This is a genomic window from Streptomyces bikiniensis (assembly GCF_000716625.1).
Taxonomy (GTDB): Bacteria; Actinomycetota; Actinomycetes; order Streptomycetales; family Streptomycetaceae; genus Streptomyces; species Streptomyces bikiniensis.
The window spans coordinates 20,409-45,951 of the sequence record NZ_JNXJ01000040.1; the positions used below are offsets into that span (position 1 = coordinate 20,409).

The window sequence follows — 25,543 nt, forward strand, 5'->3', positions numbered from 1 at the left end:
TGCCCCGCGGTCAGGCCCCCGCGCGCTCCTCGGCGACGAACTTCTCCACGAGCTCCCGGGCGCGCCGGTCGAAGTCGGCGTACTGCGCCTCCCGTTCGGCGCCCGAGACCGCTTCGCCGACCAGGAGGTTGCCTTCGGCGTCGACGCGCTGCGGGCGCTCCTCCGCGTCGGTGAGCAGGCCGACGGTGGACTGGGAGAAGCCGCAGTAGGAGGCGATGCCCTCGCTCAGGTTGGTTTCGAGGATGGCCTGCATCCCCTCCACGACGGGGTCGTCGGAGGTGGCGCCGGCCAGGGCCAGCCACAGGATGCGCTTGCCGGCGAGGCGGGGCTTGCTGCGGCCGTAGGCGAACCCGTAGTTCCACACGCGGTCGATCCAGCCCTTGAGGACGGCGGGCACGCTCTGCCAGTACACCGGGAAGACGGCGACGACGGCATCGGCGTCGAGGATGCGCCGCATGTGGGCGTGCACCTCGTCCGAGTACGGCTTCTCCCTGTCGCCCCAGTCCGGCTGGTCCGCCGTGTTCATCCGCGGGTCGAACCCCTCTGCGTGCAGGTCGAGCAGGTCGACGCGGTAGCCGGCGGCTTCCAGCCGGGCGGCGGCGCGGCGGGCCGTGTGCGCGGTGAGGGAGTCGGTGCGGTGGTGGGCGACGACCACGAGGGCGGTCCTGGAAAGGGTCTTGTCGTGCTGCGTCACGGTGTCTCCCGGCTGGTCTCTGTCGGTCCCTGTTGCTTCGGTGGGACCAGTACAGCCGTGGTGGCGTGGATGATCCATGGGAGAAACGCTCCGGAACATACGAGATCGTCTACGGTGCTTCCCATGGATCCTCTGAGTTCGCTCCTGAGCGGCATCCGGGCCGAGGGCTCGGTCGTCAGCCACGCCGTCCTGACGGCGCCCTGGTCCATCCGCTTCGCCGACGACGCGCCGCTCACGATGATCAGCGTGCTGCGCGGCGGGGGCACCCTGGTGCTGCCCGACGGCACCGAGCGGGCGGTCGGCGCGGGTGACACGGCCGTCGTGAGCCGGTCCGCGCCGTTCCATCTCGCGGACCGCCCCGCCACGGTCCGCGGCCCCCACGCCGCCTACGAGATCGCCTGCTTCACCGGGGACACCGAGTGCGCCGCCGAGGAACTCGGCGGCATCCGCTGGGGTGCCGACTCGCAGGAGGCGACCGTGCTGATCGTGGGGGCCTACCGCGCCTCGGGCCATCGCCACGAACGGCTGCTGCGTGCCCTGCCGCCCGTCCTGGTGGTCAAGGAGGACGCCGAGGCCTGCGCCTGGCTGGAGGCGGTCGCCGTCGACGCCTCCCGCCTCTCGGCCGGTTCGCAGGCGCTGATGGACCGGCTCCTGGACTGGTCCCTGGTGTGCACGTTGCGCAACTGGTTCGACGGGGCCGGCGCCGACGCCCCCAGCTGGTACCGGGGCCTCGCCGACCCGGTCCTCGCCCCCGCCCTGCAGGCCTTCCACGACCGGCCCGCCGAGGCGTGGACGGTGGCGTCGCTGGCCGCCCGGGCCGGTGTCTCCAGGGCGCTGTTCGCCAAGCGCTTCACCCGGCTGATGGGCCGTCCGCCCCTCGCCTACCTCACCCAGTGCCGCATGGACGAGGCCGAGGCGCTCCTGACCGACACCGATCTGAGCATCGCCCAGATCGGGAGGTCGATCGGTTACGCCGACGCCTTCGGCTTCAGCGCCGCGTTCAAACGCCACAAGGGCCTGAGCCCCCGTACGTTCCGCACGGCGGCGGCCTGAGTTCCGGTCCGGCCGGCCACGCCCTCCGGGGGCGGTCCGGGAGCGGCTCGGGCGCGCGGTCTACCAGTCGGTGGTGCCGTACGGCATCGCGGTTCGGTCTTCGGTCCGCGGTGTCGGGCGGGGCCGCGGGGGCGTCGCCGGGCCGGTGCCGGAGACGAGGTGGGAGAGCCGTCCGGCGGCGGCCGTCGTGGCGGTGGCGAGGAGGGAGAGGTCGCGCGGCATCAGCGGGGAGGGTTTGAGGATCGTGACGGCTCCGTAGACCGTGCCGCCCCACAGGACGGGGGCGGCGACCGAGTCCCAGCCGGGGATCTCCTCGCGGGTGGCGGCGTATCTGGTCCTGCGGACCCGTTCCAGGGCGGCGAGGAAGTCGGCGGCCCCGCGCGGTGCGCCGGGTCCGGCGCCGGCGGGGACCGGTTCGGTCAGGACGGCGGCGATCAGCGGCCGGGGCAGGTGGGCGGCGATCGCCTGGCCGGAGGCGCCGGCGCGCAGGGACTGGCCGACTTCCACGAGTCGGGCGGGCGCCAGGCCGAGGGCGTCGAAGCCGTACCGGCCCGGTGCGCTGGCGGCGTGCGCCTTGGACGGCCCGCCGTACGGCGAGAGCACCCAGAGGACGGCGAAGGCGTCCAGGAGGCGGCCGAGCCGGTCGAGAACGGGCCGGGCGGCCCGGGGGCCGGGGGCGGCGGCCATGGCGTGGATGCCGACGCGTGCGGCGCCGGGCCCCAGGCGGTACCGGCCGGGAGGCGCCTCGACGAACGTGCCGCCGGAGAGCCCGGAGCGCAGGATCCGGTGGACGGCCGCGGTGTCGAGGCGGGCGGCCGCGGCGAGTTCGGCGGGGCTGTGAGCGGTCCCGGGCAGCCGGGTGAAGGCCCGCGCGACGAGCACGATCCCTCGCGCGGGCGTGGTCCCGGGCGGACGCGCCGCCGGTGCGTTCTCCGTCATCGGCGCCGCCCCTCGTAGAGACCGGCCCGTTCGACGGACCGGATCAGCCGGTAGTCCTCCTCGACCGCGCGGGCGGTGCCGGTCAGTACGAGTTCGCCGGGTGACGAGGCGCGGTTCAGGGTCTTGCGCAGGGGGCTGCCGGGCCGCGCGCACCGGACGACGTGGGCGAGGGTGGGCAGGGTCGAGAGGGTCCGGAGCAGGTCGGCGTCGAGTGCGCAGCCGTCGGCGGGGGCCGCGAGGGAGACCCGCATCACGGCCTGCGCGCCGCCTGCCCGGGCGTTGTCCGGTCCGTCGGTCGTCGCCGCGCGGGCCGCCGCGGCGATGTGGCTGACCGAAGGGGAGCAGTCGTCGGCCGGGGACGGCTGGGCGAAGGCGCGCGCCGACAGCAGGACCGGTCCGCGCCGGTCGCACCATCCCACCCGGAGCCGGGCGGCGCCGTGGACGATGCCGAGTACGGGCAGGGCCCGCAGGGCGTAGAGCGACAGCGCGTGGAACAGCGGCCCGCGGCGGTCCAGCAGTTCGGAGCGGTCGTGCACCTGCGCGTCCGTCCGGATCTCGGCCCAGATCGCGGACACCAGGTGGTCGCCGGGCGCGGGGCCGCTGATGGTCTGGACGAGGTACTGGGGGCCGGGGACGCGCTGTTGGACGACCACTTCGCCCGAGCCGGTCTGGTGCTCGGCCGCGCGGCGCGCCCGGCGCCAGGCCGTGGCGACCTCGTCCGGTGTGGAGCAGACGGCGGGCCGTGCCGTCACCGAACTGTCGGCCGCCGCGACGACGTAGGACGGGAGGCGGACCATGCCGGTCCACCACAGGGCGCCCGCCACGTCGGTGGAGTACATCGACGGGGCCGACGCCATCCCCGCGTCGCCCAGTGCGGCGGCCTGGATCGCCCGGTTGGTCCTGACGAACGTCGTACCGGGGTCGTTCCCGGGGAGGCCGAGGGCGTGGGAGAGGCGATCGGCGGGTTCCACGCCCGGACCGCTGCCCGCGACCACCAGGTCGACGCCCCGGTCGGCGAGTTCCTTCACCGTGCGCCGCGTCGCGGTGTGCACGACGGTGGCGGGGTACCCGGGGACGTCCGCGGCGCGGTCGCGGCGGGCGGGGTGCTCGTGGTCCGGCAGGGTCACGGCGACGCAGTTCCAGCCGAGGCGAGAGTACTCGCGGAGGTGGCCGTCGTCGCCGTGCGGCGCGACGACGGCGACGGTGCCGGGGGCCGGCCGGTGGGCGGAGAGGGCGTCCGGTGCGCACGACATGGCAAAGCTCCCTCTGGCGGGCGGGGTTCCGGCCGGATCGGGCCGCGGCCGGGAGCCCCGCTGTCCGAGGCAGTGGTCGACAGCTGTTCCGGGGGCGGCGTGTTGCGGCCACGCCGGCCCCGGAACACCCCTGCGGTTCGGGTCGGTTTCCGTACTGGTGGTGCGGACTCGGGCGAGTCACCGGTGGCCGCGCCCTCTTCCCGGGGTTGCGCGGCTTCCCGGGTCGCACGGCCGGCCCGCGCACTGTCGCACGCGGTCGCTCGTGAAGTCCCCGAGGGGACTGGCACGTCGACCGATCTTGCTGCACGGACTCAGCGGTGTCAACAATTGTGAACTCCGCGGCCGGGGCCGGCTCCGGCCGCGGCAGGCGATCGTGACGCGGAGGCGGCGGGCGGCTAACCTGCACCCGTCCGCACCCCCCTTCCGCTGGAGACCGCCTCGCATGAACGGCGCCGACCCGCCGCCGGACGACCTCGCGGCGCTGATCACGGCGATCAACGGTCTGCTCCCCTCCACGGGGATGGCCCACGAGGACCTGGAGCTCGACGCGGTCGCCCATCGGACCGGCATCCCGGAGGACGTCGTCCTCGCCCTCCTCCGGGGCGAGCCGGTCCCGGACGAGCGGCTGAACCCGGGCTTCACCGACCGGCTGGCCTTCCTCCTGGACACACGGCGCGCGCCGGACGGGAAGCCCCACAAGCAGATCCACATCGCGGACGCGCTCGGTCTGTCCCGGAGCATGGTCTCCGCCCTCTTCTCCGGCAACCGTGAGGCCGGCAGGGCCGTGACGGCCTCGCTGGAGGAGTTCTTCGACGTGGACCCGGGCTTCCTGAGCACGAGTGGCCGACGGGCCCTCGCCCGGGCGCTGCGCCCCGTGTACGCGAGTCTTTTCACGCTGAGCACCCTCCGCGGGGAGCGCGTCGGCCGTCTCGCGATGCGCAGCAGCGTCGACGTCGCGGACATCAGGCTCGCCGATCAGCTCCGGGAAGCCCTCGCCGCGGTCCTCACCCACGCTCCGCCGGAGCCCGCGGCGGACCCGCAGGAGCAGGAGCTCCGGGAGATCACGGACCAGGTCCGCGCCCTCGCTCCGCCCTCCCGCACGCGCCTCATGGGCAAGATCCGGGGGCTGCTGCGGCAGCCGTGACGGCCGGTCAGCCGCCCGGGCGGCGCCGTGCTCGGGGCGGGGCGGGGCGTCGGCGGGCCAGCTCCCGGAGCAGTACGGCACCGCATCCGGCCGGCGAGGGTCCGCACGGGCGGGCGACGAGCGACGGCCCGGCTTTCCGTACGGCTGCCGAGCGCAGTTCCTGCACCCGCAGAACGGCGCGCAGGAAGGGGCGGTGTTCCCCGGCCGCGAGGCCGGTGAGGGACTGCGCCGCCCCTAGGGAAGCGGTGGCGATGTCCGCCTGGTCGGTGACGAGCCGCGCGACGCGGTCCGGGTGCGGCGTGCCCGGGTGAAGGTCCCGGAGCGTCAGGCCGTGCCGGGCGAGGGCCTCGTCCGAGACGCCGACCCTCCCCTCCCTGACGTCCTGCGCGAGGTCTTCCAGGAAGTCGAGCCGCTGCATGGCCGTGATGAGCGCCAGGCAGGCACGCTCGAACCCGGCCGCCGCGGCATCGCCTTCGGGCACGAGGAGGCCCATGGACAGCATCAGGGCGGGCAGCGAGTACCCCTCGGCGTACCGCTCGACCTCGGCCTCCGTGCCGAACCGCTCCCAGGCCACCTCCTGGACGGCTCCGTCGAGGAACGCCCGTACGCGGCCTCGCAGCACCGGACGGCGCCGGACCGCCCACGCGAGGGCCTGGAGGACCGGGTGCGGGGGCGTGCCGGTGGCCAGGGCCTCGTCCGTGAGCGCCCGCCACCGCCGGAGCGCCTCCTCGCGCTCCGGCGGGTCGCCGCGGTCGATCCGGTCGTCGGTCTCGTGCATGAAGGCGACCAGGACGACGACGTCGGGCTGGAGCGGTGCCGGCAGCAGCAGCCGTGCCGCCGCGTACTCGGCCGGTGCGAACCGGCGCACCGCCCGGCGCTGTGCCGTGTATCCCCGGCGGGCGTCCGGGTCCCGGATGTCCGCCCGGTCGAGAACGCGCTTCCACATGTCCGTATCCCGCCCGTCAGCCGCTGGTCAGCACGCGCGGCGCGGGCGAGGAGCCGACCGCCGGGGCCTTCGGGCGCCCGTCCGGGCAGAACCGCGCGTCGTCGCCCTCGCCCGGGAGCGCGCTGCTCCGGACCGGGTCGTCGGGGCCCGGTCTGCCGGGTTCCACCACCACGACGTCCTCGGCGTGGTCGCTCAGGACGCGGGCGGCGAAAAGCCCGGCGCGGCTTCCGCCCATGACGACGGCCCGCTTCACATGAACCCCCCGCCCCGGCACGACGGCCGGTTTTCTGAACACTGTCGGTGGTGCCGTGCTCCGTCCCGGCCGATCAGGACACTACCGTGCGGTCGCCGGAGGTCCCCCGCGGGCCGGTGTCCCCGGATCGCAGCTCTCGCAGCGCCGAGGCGACGAGGGGGTGGTCCAGGTGGGCGGCGAGGAGCAGGAGCCGGGCCCGCTCGTCGGACGCGGCCGTGTCGTCCCCGGGAAGCCGGGCGACCGGGGCGGCCGGCGGAACCGGGCGTTCCTGCCGGGTGCGGGCGGCGTGGGCCCGTGCCGCCCGGAGGCGGAGTCCGGCGTCGCGCAGGACGGCCGCCGTCACGATGGCCTGCCGCTCCGCCGCCGGAAGGGGCGGGACGGCCGCTTCCACGTGGCGCCCGACGACCTCGGCCGCTCCGGCCGACGACCAGGCCCGCAGCACGCGCATCCCGTCGAGGATCTCGACCACCCGGCGGTGCAGCGTGAACCGCACGTTGATGAGGCACAGGCCGGTACCGCCCGGATCCAGCGCGAGCCTCGCGTCGACGTCCTTCACCGCGAGCCGCCACAGCGGCCGGAGGGTTCTGACGTCCCGCCGCTCCCACAGCCACGCGCCGACGGCGGCACCGGTCACGCCGTAGCCGGTGAGGACCGTCGCGACGGTGCCGAAGAGCGCCCCCAGGACCCCCACGTCGTCGAGGGCGTGGCTGCCGAGGCTCGCGAGGACGACGGCCGGGGCGTTGCACACCACGTACCCGAAGCAGATCACCATCGACGCGCCGAAGTACCGGGCCGCGTGCCGCAGGTCCGGGTCCTCCGGGGCCGTACGGCGGGCCAGTCGCGCGGTGCCGAGCGTGGCGCAGGACAGCGCGGTCAGGAACAGGGCCGGGAAGACGAGGACGGAGGGCCGGCCCTCGGCGAAGCCGGTGTTGAAGCGCAGGGGGTCCGCGGGGCGTCCGTCCAGGTCCGCCGCCCCGAAGGCGACCGCCATGGCCACGACCACGGCGGCGTACGCTCCGGCCCAGGTCCGGGCGCGCCGGTTCGCCCCGGCGCGCCCGCCGGGCGACGGGGTCGCGGTCCAGAGGACCGTGAGCACGTGCGTGATCGCGCAGCAGACGACGGTCCCGGAGTACACCGGGAGGGTCGCGGCGCCGGGGCGTCCCGTGGCCTCGCCCAGGCCGCGGTAGCCGGCCGGGCCGGCCGCCGCGTACACCAGGGCCGACACGGCGGAGCCGAGGGTGATCAGGGCCGGTGCGGCCGTCCGCTCCCGCAGGAGGACCGCGCCCTTCCACACGCCGATGAGCAGGTTGACCGCCGCCACGGTGAGGCAGACCGCCGTGGCCGTCCGCTCAGACACCGGCGCTCCTGCGCGCGGGGGTCGAGGAGACCGGTCCGTTCCCGCGCGTTTCGGAGAGGCGCAGCCGCTGCAGCATGACCGTCGCGAAGGTCTCCGCGCCCAGCTCGGCCCGTTCGGTGTAGTGGGACCTGGTCAGGGCCTTCCGTACGGCCTCGGGTCTGATGCCGGGCAGGAGGAGCCGGATCGTGGTCTCGTCCATCTCCAGGGCGTGGCCGCCGTCTTCGGCGGGGTGCTCCTCCCAGAGGTGGAAGAGCTCGTGCAGGGTGGCGTGCGTCCGGGTCAGCTCACCGGCGCGCGAGTCGACGGCGATGTGGTCCCGGTCGTGGCCGCGGACGCAGAAGGCGGAGACCTCCGGCGGAAGCGGGACGCGGACCAGGACGATCCTCCTGCCCCGCTTCTCCTCGACGGCCCGGACCACCGCGGCCAGGTCGTCGGCGCCCTTGAGGCCCGCCTCGCGGCGGACGAGCCGTCTGGCGCGCCGCGCCGCCGCCAGCAGGCGTCTCCGCTCGCGCAGGGCGGCCCATCCGTCGGCCGCCCGCCCTCCGCGCCTGCCCGGACTGCGTGGCTCCTTCAGGGGCATCGTGGAACTCTCCCGGTCGTTGCGTCGGTTGCGGCGGGGCCGGACCGTGCCGCGGTGATCGGCCCCCGCGGGGGGCGTCTCCGGGCTCCGCAGGTCCTGTCGGCGGGGGCGGCGCGCCCCCTCGTCCGGTTCTGCCGGGACGGTGGGAACGGCCGCTTCCGGACTCCCGGCCACGGTCCTGCTCGCGGTTCGCGCAGAGCAGCTTCCCCACCCGAGTCGGCCCGAGCCGTCCTGCGTCGCTCCGAGCCGTTCTGCGTCGCTCCGCGGACGGCACGGTTTTCCGTACCGCCCCGCCGGTTCGTTCCGCATGTCTCATCGGCTCACGGAGGGTTAGGCTGCCGTACCGGTTCGGCGCCCGCAAGGAATCGAGGGCGCCCATCGGCGCATTGCGCGGATGGGCAGGGGGAGATTGTGAACGAACGCGGCGAAGCGGTCCCCGACCGCGGTGACCTCGGCCTTTCCGAGGACGACGTGCGGCTCTACTGGGAGATCCGGCGCGGGGACGGCGACCTGAAGGCGGACGACCCGCGCCTGGAGAACCTCCGGCGCGTCGGGGCCGTCTTCACCGAGCCCCTCACCGACAAGCCCGGTACGCGGCCGCCGCACCGTGTCGAACGGGAACTGATCCGCCGGGAACTCGACGAAGTCGAGCGGCGCCTCCGGCACATCAGGCGGATCCCGTCGGTCCTGGACGCCCTGGACCGGGTCGCGCCCGGGGGCCGGAGCGGCACCGGCGCGGTCGAGGTCGTCAGGGGCCTGACGGCCGTCAACCACCTCCTCCACAACGCGATCGAGGCGTCGAGCACCATCTGGTCGTCCCAGACCCGGCCGAGGCACGCGGAGCGGCTCGCGATGTCGGCCGTCCGCGACGTCGCCATCCTGAGGAGAGGGGGCGTCCGCTACCGCAGCCTCTACCCGGCGAGTGCGCGGAACCGGGCCCCCGAGGCCGACTACGCCAGGATGACGGCCGAGACCGGGGCCGCCGAGAGCAGGACCTCCTCGCGCAGGTTCCCCCGCATGGTCATCACCGACACGCTGGCGCTGATCTCGGACCGCCGGAGGGGCGAGGGCGGCGACGAACCCGCCATCGTCGTCCGGGACCCGGCACTGCTCGCGTGGCTGCGGGGGGAGTACGAGCTGCACTGGGAGGCGTCGGACCCCTGGTTCCCGGCCCCGGAGAACGGCCCCGGCAACCGCGAGCTCGTCGAACGCGACATCCTCCGGATGCTCTCCGAGGGCAGTACCCGCGAGGCCATCACCCGGACGCTCGACATCAGTCCGCGCACCTACACGACCTACGTGGCGGCACTGCGCGAACGCTTCCGGGTGAAGACGAACGAACAGCTCATGTACGAACTCGGCAGACGGCGGGACCCGGCCGTCGGGGGATGATCCCGCGGGCCGGCCGGACCGCGCCCCGGGCGGGGACGGCGAGGGAGCGGTTCCGCCCGGTGCCGAATGGCGGTGCTCCCGCGGGGCACCCGATACTTCCAGCAGACATCGCGTTCTGTGCTGTTTGTTCCGTTCTATCCGTTCCGTACTGTTCCGGAGGCCTTGTCGTGAGTCTTCTCCGTATCGTCGGCCGTCCCCTGCTCGCCTCGATGTTCATCACCGGCGGCATGAACTCCCTGCGCAATCCCCAGAACGTGGCCCCGGTGGCCGAACCCGTCGTCCGGCCCGTGACCGAACGGATCTCCGCTCTGCCGGACGACACCGAGCAGGTCGTCCGGCTCAGCGGCGCCGTGCAGGTGGTGGGCGGCGTCCTGCTCGGGCTCGGCCGCTTCCCCCGGCTGTCCGCCCTGGCCCTCGCCGCGACCCTGGTGCCCACCACGCTGGCGGCGCACCGCTACTGGCAGGTCGAGGACCCGTCCGACCGGGCCCAGCAGCGCATCCACTTCTTCAAGAACATGTCCATGCTGGGCGGTCTGCTGATCACCGCCGACGACACCGGCAGCGCCCCCTCACTGCTGTGGCGCGGCCGCCACACCGCTCGGGACCTGCGGCACGACGCGCGTCTGGTACGACGCTCGGTCCGGGCCACGGCACGCCCCGCGGCGGCGATCGGCGGCGGCCGGGCCAAGCTGGGCATCTGAACACGGGCCGGGGCGCGGTGCCCTCCGCCGGTGCCCGTTCGGACCAACGCCGCGCGCCGTGGTCGCGGGCCGCTCTTGGCGTGGGGTGACCGCTTGCGGAGCACCGAGGAGGCCCTTCGATGAGCAGCCGCTGCGTGGCGGCCGGCATAGCCCTGGCCATTGCTTCTGCCGTCCCCTTGTCCGGGGTCGCGCACGCCCAGGATCTCGACTGCGGGAACTTCCGCTTCCAGGAGGACGCCCAGGCGGTGTTCGACCGGGACAGGACCGATCCGCACCGGCTGGACGAGGACCAGGGCCCCGACGACGGCATCGCCTGCGAAGCGCTGCCCGGGCGCGGTACGGGTGCCGTGCCGCCGACGAGCGCGAGCCCTTCGGCGAGGCCGAGCACCACCGCTTCCCCGCCCGCGCCCCCGAGCACCACCGCCTCCCGGACCGTGGGACCGAGCACCACCGCTTCCCCGCCCCTGGCCCCGAGCACCATCGCCTCCCGGACCGTGGGACCGAGCGCCACTGTTCCTCGGTCGGTGGCTCCGGTCATGCCGACGCGCGGCACCCGGGCCGGCATCGGTGGGGCGTCCGGGCCCAGCGACCTCGCCGTGGGTACGGGTCTCGCCCTGGCCGTCGGCTCCGCCGTCGCGGGCGGTTGGCTCGCCGTGCGCCGTCTGGGCCGCGGGTCGGGACGGGCATAGGCGCGAAGTCGCGGTGGTGGCCCCGGGCGTGCGCGGCCGGGGCCCCGTCGTACGCGCTGTGGTCCTCCGGGGCCCGCGCCCTCCTCGCGGACTTCGTGCGCTGCTCGCCGGCCGGTGGCCGACGGTGCGGGGAACACCCATGGGTGCCGGTCAGGGGCGGTCGGCGCCCCGGTCGAGGAGCCGCCGCCGGGAGTCGGTGAGCCGGAGGTCCCCCGCGGCGAGGTTCTCCTCCAGGTGGGCGAGGGAGGCGGTGCCGGGGATCGGCAGGACGACCGGGGAGCGGGCGAGGAGCCAGGCGAGCAGGACCTGGGGGCCGGTGGCGCCGAGTTCGGCGGCGACGGCGGCGAGCGCGGAGGAGGGATCGGATCCGGTCGCCGCGGCGACGGGGCGCCAGGGCAGGAAGGCGATGCCGGCGGCCTCGCACGCCTCCAGGACCGGTTCGTACTCCCGGTCGAAGAGGTTGTAGCGGTTCTGCACGCTCGCGATCTCGGCGGTCCGCCGGGCCTCGGCGAGCTGCGCGGCGGTGACCTCGGACAGGCCGATGTGCCCGATCTTCCCTTCCTGTTGGAGGTCGCGGAGCGCGCCGACCTGTTCGGCGACCGGCACCTTCGGGTCGATCCGGTGCAGTTGCAGGAGGCCGACGCGCTCGGTCCGGAGCCGGCGCAGACCCTCCTCGACCTGTTCGCGCAGGCTCTCGGGCCGTGCGTCGTACGCCCACCCTTCCGGCCCGCCCCGGACGACCCCGACCTTGGTGGTGATCAGCAGCTCGTCCGGGTACGGGTGCAGGGCCTCGGCCAGGAGTTCCTCGTTGGCGCCCCAGCCGTACAGGTGGGCGGTGTCGATCAGGGTGACGCCGAGTTCCACGGCGCGCCGTGCGACCGTGACGGCGGCTTCCCGTTCGGCGCCCGGCCCGGTGGGCAGGCGCATGGCGCCGAAACCGAGCCGGTTCACGCGGTATTCGCCTCCGACGGAGAACGTGCCCGCCGCGCCCGGCGTGTTCGATGTACGCGAAGCCATCGGTTTTCCGCTCATCGGCCCGATGCTACTCCGCCCGATTGTGGTCCGGACCAAGCCGGTGCCCGCATATTCGAAAGCACCATGCGGAATGTCCTCGATTGGAGATACGGCACAACCGTCCGGTAGGGGGCGCGATTTGCCGTATGAGCGGGAGAGAATTCCGGGCGCACCACCCAAAGGATTCAAAGGAAAGATTTCGTGCGACCAAGACTCTTCGGCATGACCGCTTCCGCGGCCGCGTTCGGACTACTGGGCTCCCTCGTCACCGCCTGCGGCTCGTCCGGGAGCGACGGGACGACACTGCGCCTGGTGGTCCCCGAGTACGGCAACAGTCCGGTGACCGGCTCCAAGGCGTACTGGGACAAGCTGACGGCCGCCTTCACCGCCGCCCACCCGGGCAAGAAGGTCGAGGTCACGCTCCACCCGTGGGCCGAGGTCGACCGCGAGGTCAGCCGCATGGTCGAGGAGGGCGACGTTCCGGACGTGGCCCTGCTCGGCGCGTACTCCGACTTCGCCGCGCAGGGCCGCCTCTACCCCGCGAGCGAGGTGCTGTCGATCAGGTCGGAGGCGAACTTCCTGCCGCCGCTCGTGGAGGCGGGCTCGGTCGGCAACACCCTCTACGGCCTGCCCTTCGTGGCCAGCAGCCGGCTGCTCTTCTACAACCAGGAGCTGTTCGAAAAGGCCGGGGCGAAGCCGCCGAAGACCTGGTCGGACCTGAAGGGCGCGGCCGAGGCGCTGAAGGCGGAGGGCGTGCCCTACCCGTACGCGCTGCCGCTCGGCCCCGAGGAGGCGCACGCCGAGGCCCTGATCTGGGAGCTCAGCAACGGCGGCGGGTACACCGACATCCGCGGGGAGTACAGCCTCGACTCCGAGCGGAACGCGCAGACGTTCCGCTGGATCAAGGACAACCTGGTCAAGCCGGCCCTGACCGGCCCGGTCCCGCCGGCCGAGCTCAACCGGCAGGACGCCTTCGACGCCTTCCTGCGCGGCGACGTCGGCATGGTCAACGGCTACCCCTCGCTCCTCCACGAGGCGCGGCAGAAGGGCATGAAGGTCGGCACGCTGCGCATGCCGGTGTCGGACACCCTGGAGGACGAGGAAGCCCCGCCGGCGGTGGGCGTCGCCGACTGGATGATGGCCTTCAAGCGCGACGGCAATCGCGAACTGGTCAGCTCGTTCCTGAACTTCGTCTACGAGGACGAGAACCTCAACGAGTTCGCCGAGCGCTACCACCTGCTGCCGTCGACGGTGTCCGCCACCCAGGCGTCCCGGGGCACGGCGGCGGACCCCAGCGCCGAACAGTTCCTGATCGCGCTGCGCAGCGCCCGGCTCTATCCGGTCGACGACCCGTCCTGGCTGCAGGTCAGCAACACCATCAAGCGGAACATCGGCAAGGCGGTCGCGCCGTCCGCCGACCCGGGGGCCGTGCTGGAGCAGATAGCCCGGCAGGCCGGGGAGGCGGCGCAGCCGGAGTGACGGTCTCCGACGGTCCGCGGAGGGAGCCGGAGCCTGGCATCCTGGGGCCGTGAATCCCGAGAATCCGCTTCTCCGTCCGCTGCTGGTGGTGGACGGGGCCAATGTCGTGGGGTCGGTGCCCGACGGCTGGTGGCGCGACCGGCGCGGGGCCGCCGAGCGGTTGCGCGATCGGCTCGCCACCACCGGTGGCACGGTCGACGGCCCGTACCCGGGTCCGTACGAGGTGGTCCTGGTCGTCGAGGGGCGCGCCCGGGGCGTCGCCCCCGTGGCCGGCGTGCGGGTCGAAGAGGCGCCCGGCAGCGGTGACGACCTGATCGTCGAACTGGTCCGGAGCGCGGACGGACGCCCGTGCGTGGTCGTCACGGCCGATCGGGAACTGCGCCGGCGCGTGCAGGAGGAAGGCGCCCGCTGCGTGGGTCCCCGCGCCCTTCCCCCGGCGCCCGCCCCCTGACGGTTTCACGGGGGACCCGGCCGGTTCTCCGTCGTCACGGCGCAAACGGCCCCGTTGACCGCCTCCGGCGACCGCCCTAGCTTCTGTAAGCACCCGCTCACACAACGGAGGCGCTCCATGACCGCGACGGCGGATCCCACTCCCCTGGCCTATCCGTTCAACGAGCCCGAAGGACTCGGCCTCGCCGAGGCGTACGAGGAAGCGCTGGAACGGCCCGGCCTGTTACGCGTCCGGATGGCGTACGGCGAACCCGCCTGGCTCGCCACCCGCTACGCCGACGCCCGCCTGGTCCTCGGCGACCGGCGCTTCAGCCGTGCCGAGTCGCTCAAGCACGACGAGCCCCGCCAGTCCGAGGCGCAGCAGGACACCGGCATCCTCGGCATGGACCCGCCGGGCCACACCCGGCTGCGCACGCTGGTCGCCAAGGCGTTCACGGTCCACCAGGTCGAGAAGCTGCGGCCCCAGGTGCGGGAGCTGGCCCACGGGCTCCTGGACGAGATGGAGGCCGCGGGGCCGCCGGCCGACCTCGTGGAGTCGTACGCGCTGCCCATCCCGGTCGCGGTCATCTGCCGCATGCTCGGCGTGCCGGAGGAGGACCGCCCGAAGTTCCGGGTGTGGAGCGACGCGGCCCTGTCCACGAGTTCGCTGACCGCCGAGGAGTTCTGGCGCAGCCGCGAGGAACTGCGCGCCTACATGGCGGCGCTCATCGAGGACCACCGGGCCCGGCCGCGTCCCGATCTGATGACTGGTCTGATCGAGGCCCGTGACACCGGTGACCGGCTGACCGAGCTGGAGCTGATCGACCTGTGCGTGGGCATCCTGGTCGCGGGGCACGAGACGACGGCCAGTCAGATCCCCAACTTCGTCCACGCCCTGCTCGACCACCCCGACCAGCTCGCCCTGCTGCGCGAGAGGCCGGATCTGGTCAAGGGGGCCGTCGAGGAACTGCTGCGGTTCGTCCCGCTCGGCAGCGCCGCCGCCTTCCCCCGGTACGCCACCGAGGACATCGAGGTGGGCGGCACCCTGGTCCGGGCGGGCGAGCCGGTGCTCGTGGCGATCGGCGCCGCCAACCGTGACGCCCTGAAGTTCACGGGCCCCGGACGGCTCGACGTGACCCGCACGGGTGTCCAGCACCTCGGCTTCGGGCACGGCGTCCACCACTGCCTGGGGGCGCCGCTCGCCCGTCTGGAGCTCCAGGAAGCGGTCCTGGCGCTCCTCACCCGCTTCCCCGACCTGCGTCTGGCGGGGGACGTCCGCTGGAAGGACCGAATGCTGGTGCGCGGTCCGCGCGAGATGCCGGTGGGCTGGTGAGCGCGGTGGGCTGGACCACCCGGGTCGACCGGGAGATGTGCATGGGCTCGGGCATGTGCGCCGGGCTCGCCCCGGACCTGTACCGGCTGGAGGGCGACACCGCGGAGCCGGTGCGCCAGGAGATCGCCGAGGACGAACGGGCCCTGGACGCCGCCGACTCCTGTCCGGCGCTCGCCATCACCGTCCGCGCGGGCGGCCGGACGGTGGGCCCCCGCCACTGATGGCACCGGCGGCGGGCTGTCCGGCAGGACCGCCCGCCGCCGTGGACGGCCGCGCCGCCCGGCGGCCGCCCCCGCCCAAGACTCGCCCCCGCCGAAGGCCCGCGCTTGTCCGGGATCCGGGTCTTCAGACTTCAGGAAATCCCTTCGTAGAGAATTTCAAATTTCTGCAAGTCTTGGGCACGCGTATGACGGAAGGGGGTCAGACCTCCATCTCCTCTTCGACGCGGCGCAGTTGGTGCCGGGCCATGGCCAGGTTGGCCTTGTGCTTGTCGAGGACGAGGTAGAGGAAGAGGTTGGTCTTGCCCCGCCCCTTCCCGAGGGTGATGAGGTGGTACTGGTTGCCCAGGGTGATGAGGATGTCGTCGATCTGCTCCTGGAGGCCGAGGAGCTCCATGGTGTGGAGCTTGGCCCGGATCACGTCGGTGTTCCCCGCGACCGCGACGTGGACGTCGAAGTCTCGTCCGCCGCCGAGGGATCCCAGAGCCATGCCGCTGGTGTAGTCGCCCACCGCGGCGGCGAGACTGCCCTCCACCCGGGTCATGATCTCCTTGAGAGAGACTTCCACGTTCGCCATGGGCTGCCGCCTTCCGTAGTGGATATGCCGGGCGCCTTTGCGCACCCGCCGAGGCGACGCTACCCATCCCGTCCGCCCGGCGGAGGCGCTTTGCCCGAACACGGGGCGCGGACCGCCGTCATCGGCCGATCCGCGACCGCTCCCGTACGGGTCGGGGGCCCGGCCGGCGGCCCGGCGGTCAGCGGCGGACCGAGGCGTCGAGGTCCGCAAGCAGCGCGGCCTGGCCCTGGAGCACCCCGGTGAGGATGCCGCGCGCGACCCGGAGGAGCTCCGCGACCTCGTCGTTCACCAGGCGGTAGTACACGCTGACGCCCTCGCGCCGCGTCAGGACGAGGTTCGACCTCCGCAGCACGGCCAGTTGCTGGGAGAGCGCCGCCGGCTCCACGCCCACCTCCGGCAGCAGCTCGGAGACGGCGTGCTCGCGGACGCTGAGCAGCTCCAGGACCCGGATGCGGACCGGGTGGCCGAGGGTCTTGAAGAACTCGGCCTTCAGTTGGTAGAGCGGTGTGCTCACCTCGGTGGCCGGTTCGCCGCCCGCCGCCCTGGGTGCGCGTGCTGGCACGGTGGGCCCCTCCCTGGCTACGGGCGGCCGCCGTCGATCCGCCGATGCTGTGGGGACCCACGATCCCAGACTCCCGCACCGCGGCACACCCGTCTTCGCACATCGGAGCCGTCTTCCCCCCTTCGAAGCCCCCGCGCCGCGCCCGGCCCGACGTTCCGTGCCGGGTGCGGCCGTCAGGTGCGGGTCGGTACGGGGCCGCACAGGTGGTTGCCCGGTTCGGCCGGGTCGTCGCTGATCCAGAACTGGATCCACAGCTCGGTGAATTCGGGACGGTCGAGGTAGCCGTCCCCGTCCTGGTCGAGGCGGTCGAAGACGTCGGCGACGTCGACGCTCCCGCCGTGCCACGTGTCGACCAGCCTCCGGTGCTCGGCGGGAGAGATGCGGCCGTCCCCGTTCTCGTCGACGGCGTCGAAGACGGTCTCGGCGGTCGCGGCGACGACCTCGCGCATCGTGGGCAGCAGGTCCACCATGGCGAGGATCTCGTCCAGGTCGACCCTGCCGTCCCCGTCCGCGTCCACATGGGTCGCGAGGAGGTCCCACCAGCCCAGCATGACCGCGTCCACGCGCGCGGCCAGTTCGGATCCCGGTCGCACGCGGGGCAGGGCCCTCCAGCGCTCCGCGAGGGCCTGGAAGTCGCTCCGGTCCAGGTAGCCGTTGTCGTCGGCGTCGAACGCGCGGAACATGCCGGTGAGCTTGTCGCGCTGGAATCCACTTGCCACGGGCGGCCTTTCCGTCGATGTCCCGGCGATCCTTCCCGCGAACGGCCGCACCCCAACGGCGCCCGGTGTCGCGGCGGGGCGCGCCCCCGCTCCCGTCCGTACGCCCGGTGCCCCGCGCGCCCCGTTTGACGGCGCGGGGCCACCCGTGGGGGTGATGGGGGGCGGCTCGGTCCCGCCCCTTCCGGACGGAAAAACCCGGGGAGGATCGAACAACAGTGGGTTAGGCTGGCGGAGATGACGAACTTCTCCTAGTACCGATTGGGGGACTCGTTCGCGCAAGGTGAGTGCTGATGGCACACCACCTCGCGAACGAGATTCCGACCCGTCTGCTGATGTGGCGGCGCGTGCGCCAGTACGCGGTGCCACCGTCCATGATCGAGACCGCGACCGCACGGCGTGCGGTCGGTGACTGGGCGGGGGCCTGTGCCGCCGCCCGGATCGACGTCGACTTCGATCTGCGCGCCGTGGCCGACCGCCACGGCACCGGCCCGGCCGCCCGGATCCGTGCCGACCTGCGTCGTCTGGCACCGGATCTGCTCCGCTGGCACATGCCCCGCATCGCCCCCGACGGGCGCCTCCGTCCCGGGCTCACCCTCGCTCTGGCCCGTTACGGGGTGCCCGGCGCCGTGCCGTTGAGCCTGGTGGTGCGGACGCCGCCGGCCTGGGCGGACGCCGGGCAACGGATGTCGCTCGCCGTGTGGGAGGGGTCCGGGAACGATGTTCCCGGGCGCTCTCCGTGCGTCCACCCGCATCCGCATCCCGACCGGCGCTTCCGGCTCGACCTGCACCGGCACCTCTGGGACGCGGAGCAGGCCGGTGACCTGGGGCGGCGGTGCGGTGCGGACGGGGAACCGTCCGCGGTGCCGCCCGAAGGGCTCGACGCGTCCCTCCTCCGGGGCGGCCCGTGGGCGGTCGCGCGGTGGGCGGCCGAAGCCGAGTCGCTGCTGCGGTCCGAGGGGCTTCCCCCGCGCGGAGCCTTCACCGTACGGCTCGGTGCGGGGCGGCGGGCCGTGTACGCGCTCACCGCGCCCGACGACAGCCACGCCCCGGTCCTCGGACCGCCGCGGGAACCGCTGCCGCCGCAGGAGGCGGCGGCGCTTCCGGTGCTGCCGGAAGCGGCGGCCCGGGTCCTTCCCGACCTGGAGCTGCTGCGCGCGGGGCTGATCGCGGCGGAGCGGCTGCACCCTCTCGTCGCCGAGGCCCTGGCGGGGGCCGTCCCCGCCGTTCCCCCGGCGCTGTCCGGCTTCTTCCACGAGCCGGGTGATCCGCACCGGGTGGAGTGCCGGGGCGAGGTCCACCGGATCGCGCTGAGGAACGGGGCGCTGTCGGCGGTCGACCACGACCCGGTCACCCTGCGCCGGGAGGAGCTGCTCGTGGCCCTCGGCGGGCCGGCGCTGCCCTGTCTGCGGGCGATCGACGCGGTGCACCGCAGTCCGGAGGCCCTGCCCGCGGTCCGGGAGCGGCTCGGACACGGCGACGTCGCCGGGGCGCTGGACGTCGTGGTGGGGCTCCTCGGTCCCGGTGCGGTCCTGCGCGACGGCCCGCTCCGGGAGGAGCTGGTGTCCGCCGCGGCCCGCCGCGTCGACCACGGACTCTTCCGCGCGGGCCTGGTTCCCGAGCATCCCGCCGCCGGTGCGCGCGCCGGCGCGGCGGGCGCGGGGGACGCCCCGGGCACGAGGTCCGCGAAGGCGGACCACCGTCCCCGGCTCGACCGCCGTGCGCCCCTGTCGATGCGCCGCAAGCGGAACGAGCCGTCCCGGCCCCGGGTCGGCCTGTCCGCACCACACCCGATCTTCTGAGCCCCCGTCCCCGACCTCCTTCAACCGGGGCTCCTTCACCCGGAGTTCCTTCGTTCTCCCGGCTCCTCCCCTCTCGGGCTTCTCCGCCGTCCGCGTTCCCCCGCCTTCCGGAACCCCTCCGCGCGTACCACGTCGAGCCCTTTCACGTCCCGTGACACCCGGACGGGTCGCCCCGTCCCCTCATTCCCTCAGGTGATGCCCATGACGTTCCGTACCCCCGTGTCCGCCTCCGCCCTCTCCCCCGCGGCCGGCACCCGCCTCGCCGTCGCCGACGACCTCCTCGGGCTCCTGCGGGCGACGACCACCGAACCGCGCCCCGACGAACAGCTCGAAGCGCTCACCCTGGCCGTCGCCGCCGACCTGCCCGTACTGCTCTGGGGCGAACCGGGCATCGGCAAGACCGCGGCCCTGACCCGGCTCGCCGACTCCCTCGGTCTGCCGCTGACGACCGTCATCGCCAGCGTCCACGAGCCGTCCGACTTCTCCGGGCTGCCGATCGTGGGCGACGACCCGGAGGTACGGGGAGTGCCGATGGCGCCGCCGCAGTGGGCCGTGGAGCTCGTGCGCGCCGGGCGGGGCCTGCTCTTCCTGGACGAACTCTCCACCGCGACGCCCGCCGTGCAGGCCGCGCTGCTCCGGGTCGTCCTGGAGCGGCGGGTCGGCACGCTGCGGCTGCCGCCGGGCGTACGGATCGTGGCCGCCGCCAATCCCCGGGCGTCGGCGGCGGACGGGTGGGAGCTGAGCCCTCCGCTGGCCAACCGGTTCGTGCACCTGTACTGGGTGCACGACCGGGAGGTGGTGGTGCGCGGTCTCGGCGGGGTCTGGCCTCGGGCGGAGCTGCCCCGGCTGGCCCGGGAGGGGCTGCCGGAGGCGGTGGCCTTCGCCCGGCGCGCGGTCTGCGGCTTCCTGAAGGCCCGGCCGACGCTGATCCACCGGCTGCCGTCCACCGAGACGCAGCGCGGGGGCGCCTGGCCCTCGCCCCGGAGCTGGGAGGCCGCGCTGACCCTCCTCGCCTTCGGGACGGCGGCCTCCGTCTCGCGGGAGGTGCTGGCGCTGCTGGTGCGGGGAGCGGTGGGGGACGGGCCCGGGCTCGAACTCCTCGCCCATCTGGACCGGATGGACCTGCCGGACCCCGAGTCGCTGCTGGCCGATCCGTCCTCCGCCGCACTGCCGGAGCGCGGCGACCTGCGCCAGGCGGCCCTCGACGCGGTGGTGGCCGCCGTCGGGGCGCGGCCGGAGCGGGAGCGGTGGGAGGCGGGCTGGGCCGTACTGGTCCGGGCGCTCGAAACCGGCGCCCCCGATCTGCTCGTCGCCCCGGCGTCGACGCTGGCCGCGCTGCGCCGGGACGACTGGGAGATCCCCGAGTCGGTGGAGCGGCTGGCCGGGGTGGTCGGGCTCGCCCGGCGCGCGGACCGGTCGGTGGGGCGCGCCACCGCCGCGGTCGGTGCCGGGCGCGCGGCGGGGGCCCGCCGGTGACGGGGGCCGCGCGGCCCCGGCCGCCGCACCGGAGGCACCCGGTTCCGGTGCCGCTCCCCCGCCCGGTGGCCCCTCCCCCGCCGCCGCGCCCGGTGCGGGCCACCGCGCCGACGCCGCCGGCCGGTTCCGGCGCGTCGCGTGACCGCAAGGGGCCGGCCGGTGCGTACGGACTCCCCCTGGACACGGACAAGTTGCTGGCCGCCCGGCTGCACGCGGCCAGGGTACGGCCCTATCTGGCAAGCGCGCTCTTCGCCCTGCACGTGGTGGAGGACCGGTCGGTGCCGACGATGGCGGTGGACGCGTACTGGCGCTGCTACGTCTCCCCGGGGTTCGTGGCGTCCACTCCGGTGGAGGAGCTGGCGGGCGTCTGGGTGCACGAGGTCTCCCATCTGCTCCGGGACCACCACGGGCGGGGCGAGCGGTACGCGGAGGAGCACGGCGAGCACGGGCCGGGAGAGCGGCTTCGGCGCAACATCGCCGCCGACTTCGAGATCAACGACGACATCTACGGCGACGGCCTGCCCCGGCCGGCCGGGGCGGTGCTCCCTTCGCTGCTGCGGCTGCCCGAGGGGCGGTTGATGGAGGAGTACCTGCGGACGGCGTCGATGTCCGGACTCGCCGCCGGCCTGGCCTGGCTGGACTGCGGCAGCGGCGCGGACGGCCACGCCCGGCCGTGGGAGCTGGGGCCCGACGGGGCCCACGGGCTGAGCAGGCAGCAGCGGGACGCGGTGCGCTTCCGGGTCGCGGAGGGCATCAAGGGCCGGCCGGGCGACGCGCCGGAGGGGTGGCGCCGGTGGGCGGAGGAGGCGTTCCGTCCGCCGCAGCCGTGGCGGCGCCTGCTGGGGGCCGCGATCCGTTCGGCGGCGGGGGCGCCGGGGGCGGGCGAGGACCACAGCTACCGGCGTCCGTCCCGGCGTTCGGCCGGTGTGCCGGGGGTGGTGCTGCCGAGTCTGCGCCGTACGCCGCCCAGCGTCTGCGTGGTCATCGACACCTCGGGGTCCGTGAGCGACGCCGAGCTGGGCGGTGCGCTCCTGGAGGTGGCGGCGATCTCGCGGGCGGTGGGCGGGCGGCGCGACCTGGTCTCGGTGATCTCCTGCGACGCGGCGGCCGGGGTCGCCGTGCCGCTCTGCCGGGCGGAGGACATCGAGCTGGTCGGTGGCGGGGGGACGGACCTGCGCTCGGGTTTCGCCCGGGCCCTGCGCGCCCGGCCGCGTCCGGACGTCATCGTCGCCCTGACGGACGGCCAGACGCCCTGGCCGTCCGTCCGGCCGCCCTGCCGCACCGTCGTCGGGCTCTTCCCCCGGCCCGCCCGCTCGGTGGACGAGGAGAACCCCGATTACGTCCCCGACGCCCCGCCCGCCTGGGCGCGTGTCGTCACCATCGCCTGACGCCCGGGGCGGTGCCCGCGCCCGATCGGGCTTCGCCGGGTACGGCCACGGCTTGTCAGGTCGCCCCTGACGTTCCTAAGCTGGCCGTCAGGGGCGGCCTGACAGGCGGGCCGCCGGTGGAGGAGGGTGCCGTGTTCGCCGGGAAGACGGACGACGACGGCCGGATGTGCTCGTTCTGCGCCAGGCCCGAGGCGGAGGTGACCAAGCTGGTCGCCGGCCCCGGGGTGAACATCTGCACCGAGTGCGTGGACCTGGCCGCCTCGATCGTGGCCGAATACCGGCCGGGTCCGACCGAGTTGCGGATGCCGATGTGGGGCGAGCTGAGCGACGCCGAGATGCTGGAGCGGCTGCCCCGGGTCGCGGCCGTCGCCGACCGGATCGAGGCCGATCTGCGCATGTGGGTCACGGAGCTCCGGCGACGCGGCGTGACCTGGGCCAGGATCGGCCAGGCGCTGGGCATCACCCGCCAGTCGGCCTGGGAGCGGTTCTCCGGGGAGGAGTGACCCGGGAACCGTCACCCGACGGCCGCGGGTGCGACGGCCGGATCCCCCTGGCGCACCGGTCGCACCGGCCCGCGGAACGGACGGAACCACGGCCCGGCGGACCGGTCGGGTGGAGCGCCTGGACGGCGCTGCCGAGGGCCTGCCGGTCGCGGGGGTCGGCGGCGAAGGAGCGGTGGGCTTCGGAAGTCGCCCACCGGGCGGAGTCGAGGACGGTCCGGGCGGGTGGGATCGGGCGGAGCGATCGGCCGGAGGCCGGTGGTGTCGGTCGTGCCACCAGCCTCCCGCCTCGACCGCGATCGGGGCCGCCCCCCTCGGCCGAAGCCGGCCGTCGCTCCGGACGGGGGATCAGACGGTCGGGGCGATCAGGTCGCTCAGGGGCTGGGCGGAGTCGGTGCCGGAATGACCGAAGGGGGCGTCGAAGCTCCAGACGAGGAAGAGCAGGAAGACCACCAGGGAGCTGAAGGTGGCGGCCAGCAGCAGTTCGCGGGCGGAGCGGCGGATCTGCAGGGTGTAGAGCAGGCCGAGGGTGACCACGGCGCCGGCCACGAGGCCGAACCAGACGGCGCCGGGCAGGGTGGTGCCGGCGCTGTCCAGGCGCTGGTGGCGGGCGTCGTCGGCGGCGGCGACCTGGTCGAGAAGGGGCTGGTAGGCCTGGGCCTGCAGTTCGTCGGACGGGGTGTGGTGGGCGATGTCGCTGCGGATGCGGCCGAGCAGTTCGGCGCCGGTGGAGCCGACGGGGACGTCCTCCTTCATGGCGGGCCACTCGGCGGTGACGGCGTGCCGGGCGTAGGCGTCGATGTGCTCCTTGACCTGGGCGCGGAAGGCGGCCGGATAGACGTCGAGCCGCTGGTCGATCTCGTACAGGGCCTGGGCCTCGCGCTGGACGGTGTCCTCGGCCGCGCCACGGGCCTCCCACACGCCCGCGATCGCCAGGCCGAGCACGATGGCGTAGACGACGCCGACCATCATGACCATGTACTCCAGCACGTCCGGGGTCTCGGAGGTGTCCTCGTCCGCGGCCACCCTGCGGTGCCGCATGACGGTGGTCGCGATGACGAGCAGGCAGACCAGGACCGAGGCGAGGGTGTAGACGAGCCATTCCGGCACAGCGCAACTCCAGTGCGGGTGAAGTGAGAAGGGAAAGGGGGCCAGTACAGGTACAGGTATGAGTACGGGTACGGGGTGTCAGCCGCGGCCGCGGCGGCGGGAACCCGGGCGCAGGGCGACCGCGGCCAGAACGCCCGGGAGGGTGACGACGACCGTGGACATGGTCGTCGTCATTCCTGCCGGGAGCGGGCGGGTGGGGCCGCCGGTGTAGTGCGGGCGCGGTACCCACCGGAAGGCCTGCCGCGCCTTCGACGGGGCTTGGGGCGGGGCCGGGGCGGCGGTCGGGAGTGGGGCGGGGTCGGGGCCGGGCGTCGGGGCGGCCGGCGCGGATTCCGCGAAGGGCCCGGCGGTCTTCGGCGCGGTGGCTCCGGGCTCCGCGTGACGGGCGGCCGGCGGGGCGGGCCGGGGCGGGGACGTCACGGTCGGCTCGTACGCCGGCACGGACGAAGGCGGCGCCGGGGGCTGCGAGGCGGGCGGGGCCGGGACGGACGGCCGCGGTGCGGGCGGAGGCGCGGACGGTGCCGGTGCCGGGGGGCGGCACGCCGGCGGGGGCGCGGTCGCGGGCCGGGGCGCGTCCGGTCGGGGTTCCGAACGGTCGTGGCCCATGTCGATCCACACGTCCGGGGCGCACACCACCAGGCGGTCACCGGTCGGAGTGTGGTCCATGACGACCGCGGTGCCGCCGTGCTGGGGCAGGGGGCACAGGGCCGCCGCGGCTCCCAGACCGACGCTGATCCAGCTGCCCACCGAACCGTCCTTTCCCCGCTACGACCTGTTTCCGTGCGCCCCGGCCCGTCCGGGGGGGGCGGAGGCGCCGCCGCCGGGAGGGGGCGACACAGCGGGTAACGATCATGGACGGGTCAGGTCACGGGGCGTGCGCCCCGGAGGAGGCTTCGGGCGCGGCCTTTCACCGGGGTGGAGGAATCATCCGGGCATCCGATCCGCGGCCCGCCGTTCCCCCGGCCGTGGTTCCGGCGGCCGTGGTTCCTCCGGCCGTGGTTCCGGCGGGCCGGAGGTGATCGGGTCCTTCACGCCGTCCTGCGGACGGTGACGACGGGGCAGTGCGCGTACGTCATCACGGCCTGGCTGACCGAGCCCAGGAGCAGTCCGGCGATGCCGCTGCGGCCGCGGGCGCCGACGACCAGCAGTTGGGCCGTCCTGCTCGCCTCGATCAGGGCCTCGTGGGCCTTGCCTTCCACCAGGTCGCGTCGGACGGTGACGTCCGGGTGGGTGTCCGCGCGGCCGGTGACCGCCCGGGCCAGCGCCTGCTCCTCGGACTCGGGGGTCGTGCCGGGCGGGGCCTTGTCGGGCTGCCACGCGTGCACCGCCACGAGCCCGGCCCGGCGCCGCGCGGCCTCGGCGAACGCGACGTCGACGGCCTCTTCGGCGTCCGGGGAGCCGTCGACGCCCAGGACGACGGGTTCCGCGCCGGCGGATTCCCCGTGCTCTTCGCGGACGGTCATCACGGGGCAGTGGCTGCGGGCGGCCAGGGAAATGGGGGTGGAACCCAGCAACAGGCCCGTGATGCCCCCCATTCCCCTGGAGCCGACGACGATCAGGTCCGCGGCCCGCGACTCGGCCTCCAGCACGTGCACCACGTCGCCGGTCACCACGGCCTTGGTCACCACGAGCTCGGGCTCGACGCCGAGGGCGTGGACCGCCGCCTCCTGGACCAGGGTGGCGGAGGCCGGGTCCGGCACCACGTACCTGGGTTTGATCGGCACCTCGACGTGGACCACGCGCAGTCTCGCGCCGCGCCGCGCCGCCGCCGTGGCGGCGGCCGCCACGGCGGTGAGGCTCATGTCCGAGCCGTCCACCCCGACCACGACGAGATTGCTCATAGCTGGCTGCTCCACTTCAAGCGCGGGTTCCCAGCCTCACCCCGTCGGCATGCCGCTGCAATTCCTGCGCCTCCGGGGGAAGGCCGGGGTCGGCGGG

General features: G+C 74.6%; 27 protein-coding genes. 13 read left to right on the forward strand and 14 right to left on the reverse strand.

Annotation, left to right across the window (positions count from 1 at the left end; translation table 11 throughout):
- Nucleotides 1-10 precede the first annotated feature (10 nt).
- Entirely contained in the window at nucleotides 11-694 is a 684-nt protein-coding gene (locus OO47_RS26390; RefSeq protein WP_030207522.1) for an NAD(P)H oxidoreductase, read from the reverse strand.
- 123 nt (nucleotides 695-817) lie between these two features.
- Between OO47_RS26390 and OO47_RS26395 the strand changes: the two genes are divergently transcribed.
- Nucleotides 818-1,747: an AraC family transcriptional regulator gene (locus OO47_RS26395; protein ID WP_030207524.1), complete on the forward strand. Its 930-nt coding sequence runs from the start codon at nucleotides 818-820 to the stop codon at nucleotides 1,745-1,747.
- A gap of 60 nt (nucleotides 1,748-1,807) precedes the next feature.
- Here OO47_RS26395 and OO47_RS26400 read toward each other — a convergent pair whose 3' ends face one another.
- Nucleotides 1,808-2,686 carry an IclR family transcriptional regulator gene (locus OO47_RS26400; protein ID WP_051715385.1) on the reverse strand — a complete coding sequence of 293 codons (879 nt, stop codon included), beginning with the start codon at nucleotides 2,684-2,686 and terminating at the stop codon, nucleotides 1,808-1,810.
- The gene (locus OO47_RS26405) at nucleotides 2,683-3,939 is read right to left on the reverse strand and encodes a hypothetical protein (protein WP_030207528.1); all 1,257 of its coding nucleotides are present in this window, start codon (nucleotides 3,937-3,939) and stop codon (nucleotides 2,683-2,685) included. Before OO47_RS26405 ends, OO47_RS26400 begins: the two co-directional genes overlap by 4 nt.
- Nucleotides 3,940-4,381: 442 nt before the next feature.
- On the opposite strand from OO47_RS26405, the gene OO47_RS26410 reads away from it, so the two are divergent.
- Nucleotides 4,382-5,083, forward strand: coding sequence for a helix-turn-helix domain-containing protein (locus tag OO47_RS26410; RefSeq protein WP_030207531.1), 702 nt, complete (start codon nucleotides 4,382-4,384; stop codon nucleotides 5,081-5,083).
- Between the two features lie 7 nt (nucleotides 5,084-5,090).
- Here the strand turns inward: OO47_RS26410 and OO47_RS26415 are convergent, their stop codons facing one another.
- The 4 genes from OO47_RS26415 to OO47_RS36985 form a co-directional block, all read right to left on the reverse strand.
- On the reverse strand, nucleotides 5,091-6,029 hold the full coding sequence (locus OO47_RS26415) for a squalene/phytoene synthase family protein (RefSeq protein ID WP_030207534.1): 939 nt from the start codon (nucleotides 6,027-6,029) through the stop codon (nucleotides 5,091-5,093).
- A gap of 16 nt (nucleotides 6,030-6,045) precedes the next feature.
- Complete coding sequence (locus OO47_RS26420; RefSeq protein WP_167345318.1) at nucleotides 6,046-6,264, reverse strand: hypothetical protein; 219 nt, start codon at nucleotides 6,262-6,264, stop codon at nucleotides 6,046-6,048.
- Between the two features lie 91 nt (nucleotides 6,265-6,355).
- Nucleotides 6,356-7,639, reverse strand: a complete 1,284-nt coding sequence (locus OO47_RS26425) for a DUF6545 domain-containing protein (protein ID WP_030207538.1) — start codon at nucleotides 7,637-7,639, stop codon at nucleotides 6,356-6,358.
- Entirely contained in the window at nucleotides 7,632-8,219 is a 588-nt protein-coding gene (locus tag OO47_RS36985) for a hypothetical protein (RefSeq protein ID WP_051715388.1), read from the reverse strand. The genes OO47_RS26425 and OO47_RS36985 overlap by 8 nt, the downstream gene beginning before the upstream one ends.
- Before the next feature lie 411 nt (nucleotides 8,220-8,630).
- Here OO47_RS36985 and OO47_RS26435 point away from each other — a divergent pair, with 411 nt between their 5' ends.
- From OO47_RS26435 to OO47_RS26445, 3 genes are all read left to right on the forward strand, one after another.
- On the forward strand, nucleotides 8,631-9,611 hold the full coding sequence (locus OO47_RS26435; protein ID WP_030207547.1) for a LuxR C-terminal-related transcriptional regulator: 981 nt from the start codon (nucleotides 8,631-8,633) through the stop codon (nucleotides 9,609-9,611).
- Between the two features lie 167 nt (nucleotides 9,612-9,778).
- Complete coding sequence (locus OO47_RS26440) at nucleotides 9,779-10,312, forward strand: DoxX family membrane protein (RefSeq protein ID WP_030207548.1); 534 nt, start codon at nucleotides 9,779-9,781, stop codon at nucleotides 10,310-10,312.
- Between the two features lie 119 nt (nucleotides 10,313-10,431).
- Entirely contained in the window at nucleotides 10,432-11,001 is a 570-nt protein-coding gene (locus OO47_RS26445; protein ID WP_030207549.1) for a hypothetical protein, read from the forward strand.
- Between the two features lie 150 nt (nucleotides 11,002-11,151).
- Here the strand turns inward: OO47_RS26445 and OO47_RS26450 are convergent, their stop codons facing one another.
- The gene (locus tag OO47_RS26450) at nucleotides 11,152-12,018 is read right to left on the reverse strand and encodes an aldo/keto reductase (RefSeq protein ID WP_030207551.1); all 867 of its coding nucleotides are present in this window, start codon (nucleotides 12,016-12,018) and stop codon (nucleotides 11,152-11,154) included.
- A gap of 219 nt (nucleotides 12,019-12,237) precedes the next feature.
- On the opposite strand from OO47_RS26450, the gene OO47_RS26455 reads away from it, so the two are divergent.
- From OO47_RS26455 to OO47_RS26470, 4 genes are all read left to right on the forward strand, one after another.
- Nucleotides 12,238-13,494, forward strand: a complete 1,257-nt coding sequence (locus tag OO47_RS26455) for an extracellular solute-binding protein (RefSeq protein ID WP_030207555.1) — start codon at nucleotides 12,238-12,240, stop codon at nucleotides 13,492-13,494.
- Nucleotides 13,495-13,543: 49 nt separating this feature from the next.
- Nucleotides 13,544-13,945, forward strand: coding sequence for a PIN domain-containing protein (locus OO47_RS26460; protein ID WP_030207558.1), 402 nt, complete (start codon nucleotides 13,544-13,546; stop codon nucleotides 13,943-13,945).
- A gap of 117 nt (nucleotides 13,946-14,062) precedes the next feature.
- A complete protein-coding gene (locus OO47_RS26465; protein ID WP_030207561.1) occupies nucleotides 14,063-15,256 on the forward strand; it encodes a cytochrome P450 in 1,194 nt (397 codons plus the stop codon).
- Nucleotides 15,253-15,477, forward strand: a complete 225-nt coding sequence (locus tag OO47_RS26470) for a ferredoxin (RefSeq protein ID WP_030207564.1) — start codon at nucleotides 15,253-15,255, stop codon at nucleotides 15,475-15,477. The genes OO47_RS26465 and OO47_RS26470 overlap by 4 nt, the downstream gene beginning before the upstream one ends.
- A 199-nt stretch (nucleotides 15,478-15,676) precedes the next feature.
- On the opposite strand, the gene OO47_RS26475 is transcribed toward OO47_RS26470, so the two are convergent.
- The 3 genes from OO47_RS26475 to OO47_RS26485 form a co-directional block, all read right to left on the reverse strand.
- Complete coding sequence (locus OO47_RS26475; protein WP_030207566.1) at nucleotides 15,677-16,051, reverse strand: hypothetical protein; 375 nt, start codon at nucleotides 16,049-16,051, stop codon at nucleotides 15,677-15,679.
- A 178-nt stretch (nucleotides 16,052-16,229) separates the two neighbouring features.
- Nucleotides 16,230-16,565, reverse strand: coding sequence for an ArsR/SmtB family transcription factor (locus OO47_RS26480; RefSeq protein ID WP_030207568.1), 336 nt, complete (start codon nucleotides 16,563-16,565; stop codon nucleotides 16,230-16,232).
- A gap of 221 nt (nucleotides 16,566-16,786) precedes the next feature.
- Nucleotides 16,787-17,332, reverse strand: a complete 546-nt coding sequence (locus OO47_RS26485) for an EF-hand domain-containing protein (RefSeq protein WP_030207570.1) — start codon at nucleotides 17,330-17,332, stop codon at nucleotides 16,787-16,789.
- A gap of 290 nt (nucleotides 17,333-17,622) precedes the next feature.
- Between OO47_RS26485 and OO47_RS26490 the strand changes: the two genes are divergently transcribed.
- The 4 genes from OO47_RS26490 to OO47_RS26505 all read left to right on the forward strand — a co-directional run bounded on the left by OO47_RS26490 (nucleotide 17,623) and on the right by OO47_RS26505 (nucleotide 22,498).
- A complete protein-coding gene (locus tag OO47_RS26490; protein ID WP_030207573.1) occupies nucleotides 17,623-19,131 on the forward strand; it encodes a hypothetical protein in 1,509 nt (502 codons plus the stop codon).
- Between the two features lie 201 nt (nucleotides 19,132-19,332).
- A complete protein-coding gene (locus OO47_RS26495) occupies nucleotides 19,333-20,607 on the forward strand; it encodes an AAA family ATPase (protein WP_030207576.1) in 1,275 nt (424 codons plus the stop codon).
- A 47-nt stretch (nucleotides 20,608-20,654) separates the two neighbouring features.
- Nucleotides 20,655-21,995: a vWA domain-containing protein gene (locus OO47_RS26500; protein WP_199812343.1), complete on the forward strand. Its 1,341-nt coding sequence runs from the start codon at nucleotides 20,655-20,657 to the stop codon at nucleotides 21,993-21,995.
- Between the two features lie 131 nt (nucleotides 21,996-22,126).
- A complete protein-coding gene (locus OO47_RS26505) occupies nucleotides 22,127-22,498 on the forward strand; it encodes a ClpX C4-type zinc finger protein (protein WP_234323300.1) in 372 nt (123 codons plus the stop codon).
- A gap of 345 nt (nucleotides 22,499-22,843) precedes the next feature.
- On the opposite strand, the gene OO47_RS26510 is transcribed toward OO47_RS26505, so the two are convergent.
- The 3 genes from OO47_RS26510 to OO47_RS26520 all read right to left on the reverse strand — a co-directional run bounded on the left by OO47_RS26510 (nucleotide 22,844) and on the right by OO47_RS26520 (nucleotide 25,446).
- On the reverse strand, nucleotides 22,844-23,605 hold the full coding sequence (locus tag OO47_RS26510; protein WP_030207585.1) for a bestrophin-like domain: 762 nt from the start codon (nucleotides 23,603-23,605) through the stop codon (nucleotides 22,844-22,846).
- A gap of 78 nt (nucleotides 23,606-23,683) precedes the next feature.
- The gene (locus OO47_RS34135; RefSeq protein ID WP_051715391.1) at nucleotides 23,684-24,352 is read right to left on the reverse strand and encodes a hypothetical protein; all 669 of its coding nucleotides are present in this window, start codon (nucleotides 24,350-24,352) and stop codon (nucleotides 23,684-23,686) included.
- A gap of 281 nt (nucleotides 24,353-24,633) precedes the next feature.
- Nucleotides 24,634-25,446 (reverse strand): universal stress protein, encoded by an 813-nt coding sequence (locus OO47_RS26520; protein ID WP_030207590.1) that lies wholly within the window; start codon nucleotides 25,444-25,446, stop codon nucleotides 24,634-24,636.
- Between the last annotated feature and the right edge of the window lie 97 nt (nucleotides 25,447-25,543).

Bases quoted from the DNA above. Each gene is read 5' to 3' on its own strand.
- OO47_RS26395 (WP_030207524.1), top strand. From the start codon at position 818: ATGGATCCTCTGAGTTCGCTCCTGAGCGGCATCCGGGCCGAGGGCTCG.
- OO47_RS26400 (WP_051715385.1), bottom strand. From the start codon at position 2,686: ATGACGGAGAACGCACCGGCGGCGCGTCCGCCCGGGACCACGCCCGCG.
- OO47_RS26405 (WP_030207528.1), bottom strand. From the start codon at position 3,939: ATGTCGTGCGCACCGGACGCCCTCTCCGCCCACCGGCCGGCCCCCGGC.
- OO47_RS26410 (WP_030207531.1), top strand. From the start codon at position 4,382: ATGAACGGCGCCGACCCGCCGCCGGACGACCTCGCGGCGCTGATCACG.
- OO47_RS26415 (WP_030207534.1), bottom strand. From the start codon at position 6,029: ATGTGGAAGCGCGTTCTCGACCGGGCGGACATCCGGGACCCGGACGCC.
- OO47_RS26420 (WP_167345318.1), bottom strand. From the start codon at position 6,264: ATGGGCGGAAGCCGCGCCGGGCTTTTCGCCGCCCGCGTCCTGAGCGAC.
- OO47_RS36985 (WP_051715388.1), bottom strand. From the start codon at position 8,219: ATGCCCCTGAAGGAGCCACGCAGTCCGGGCAGGCGCGGAGGGCGGGCG.
- OO47_RS26445 (WP_030207549.1), top strand. From the start codon at position 10,432: ATGAGCAGCCGCTGCGTGGCGGCCGGCATAGCCCTGGCCATTGCTTCT.
- OO47_RS26450 (WP_030207551.1), bottom strand. From the start codon at position 12,018: ATGGCTTCGCGTACATCGAACACGCCGGGCGCGGCGGGCACGTTCTCC.
- OO47_RS26455 (WP_030207555.1), top strand. From the start codon at position 12,238: ATGACCGCTTCCGCGGCCGCGTTCGGACTACTGGGCTCCCTCGTCACC.
- OO47_RS26465 (WP_030207561.1), top strand. From the start codon at position 14,063: ATGACCGCGACGGCGGATCCCACTCCCCTGGCCTATCCGTTCAACGAG.
- OO47_RS26475 (WP_030207566.1), bottom strand. From the start codon at position 16,051: ATGGCGAACGTGGAAGTCTCTCTCAAGGAGATCATGACCCGGGTGGAG.
- OO47_RS26490 (WP_030207573.1), top strand. From the start codon at position 17,623: ATGGCACACCACCTCGCGAACGAGATTCCGACCCGTCTGCTGATGTGG.
- OO47_RS26495 (WP_030207576.1), top strand. From the start codon at position 19,333: ATGACGTTCCGTACCCCCGTGTCCGCCTCCGCCCTCTCCCCCGCGGCC.
- OO47_RS26520 (WP_030207590.1), bottom strand. From the start codon at position 25,446: ATGAGCAATCTCGTCGTGGTCGGGGTGGACGGCTCGGACATGAGCCTC.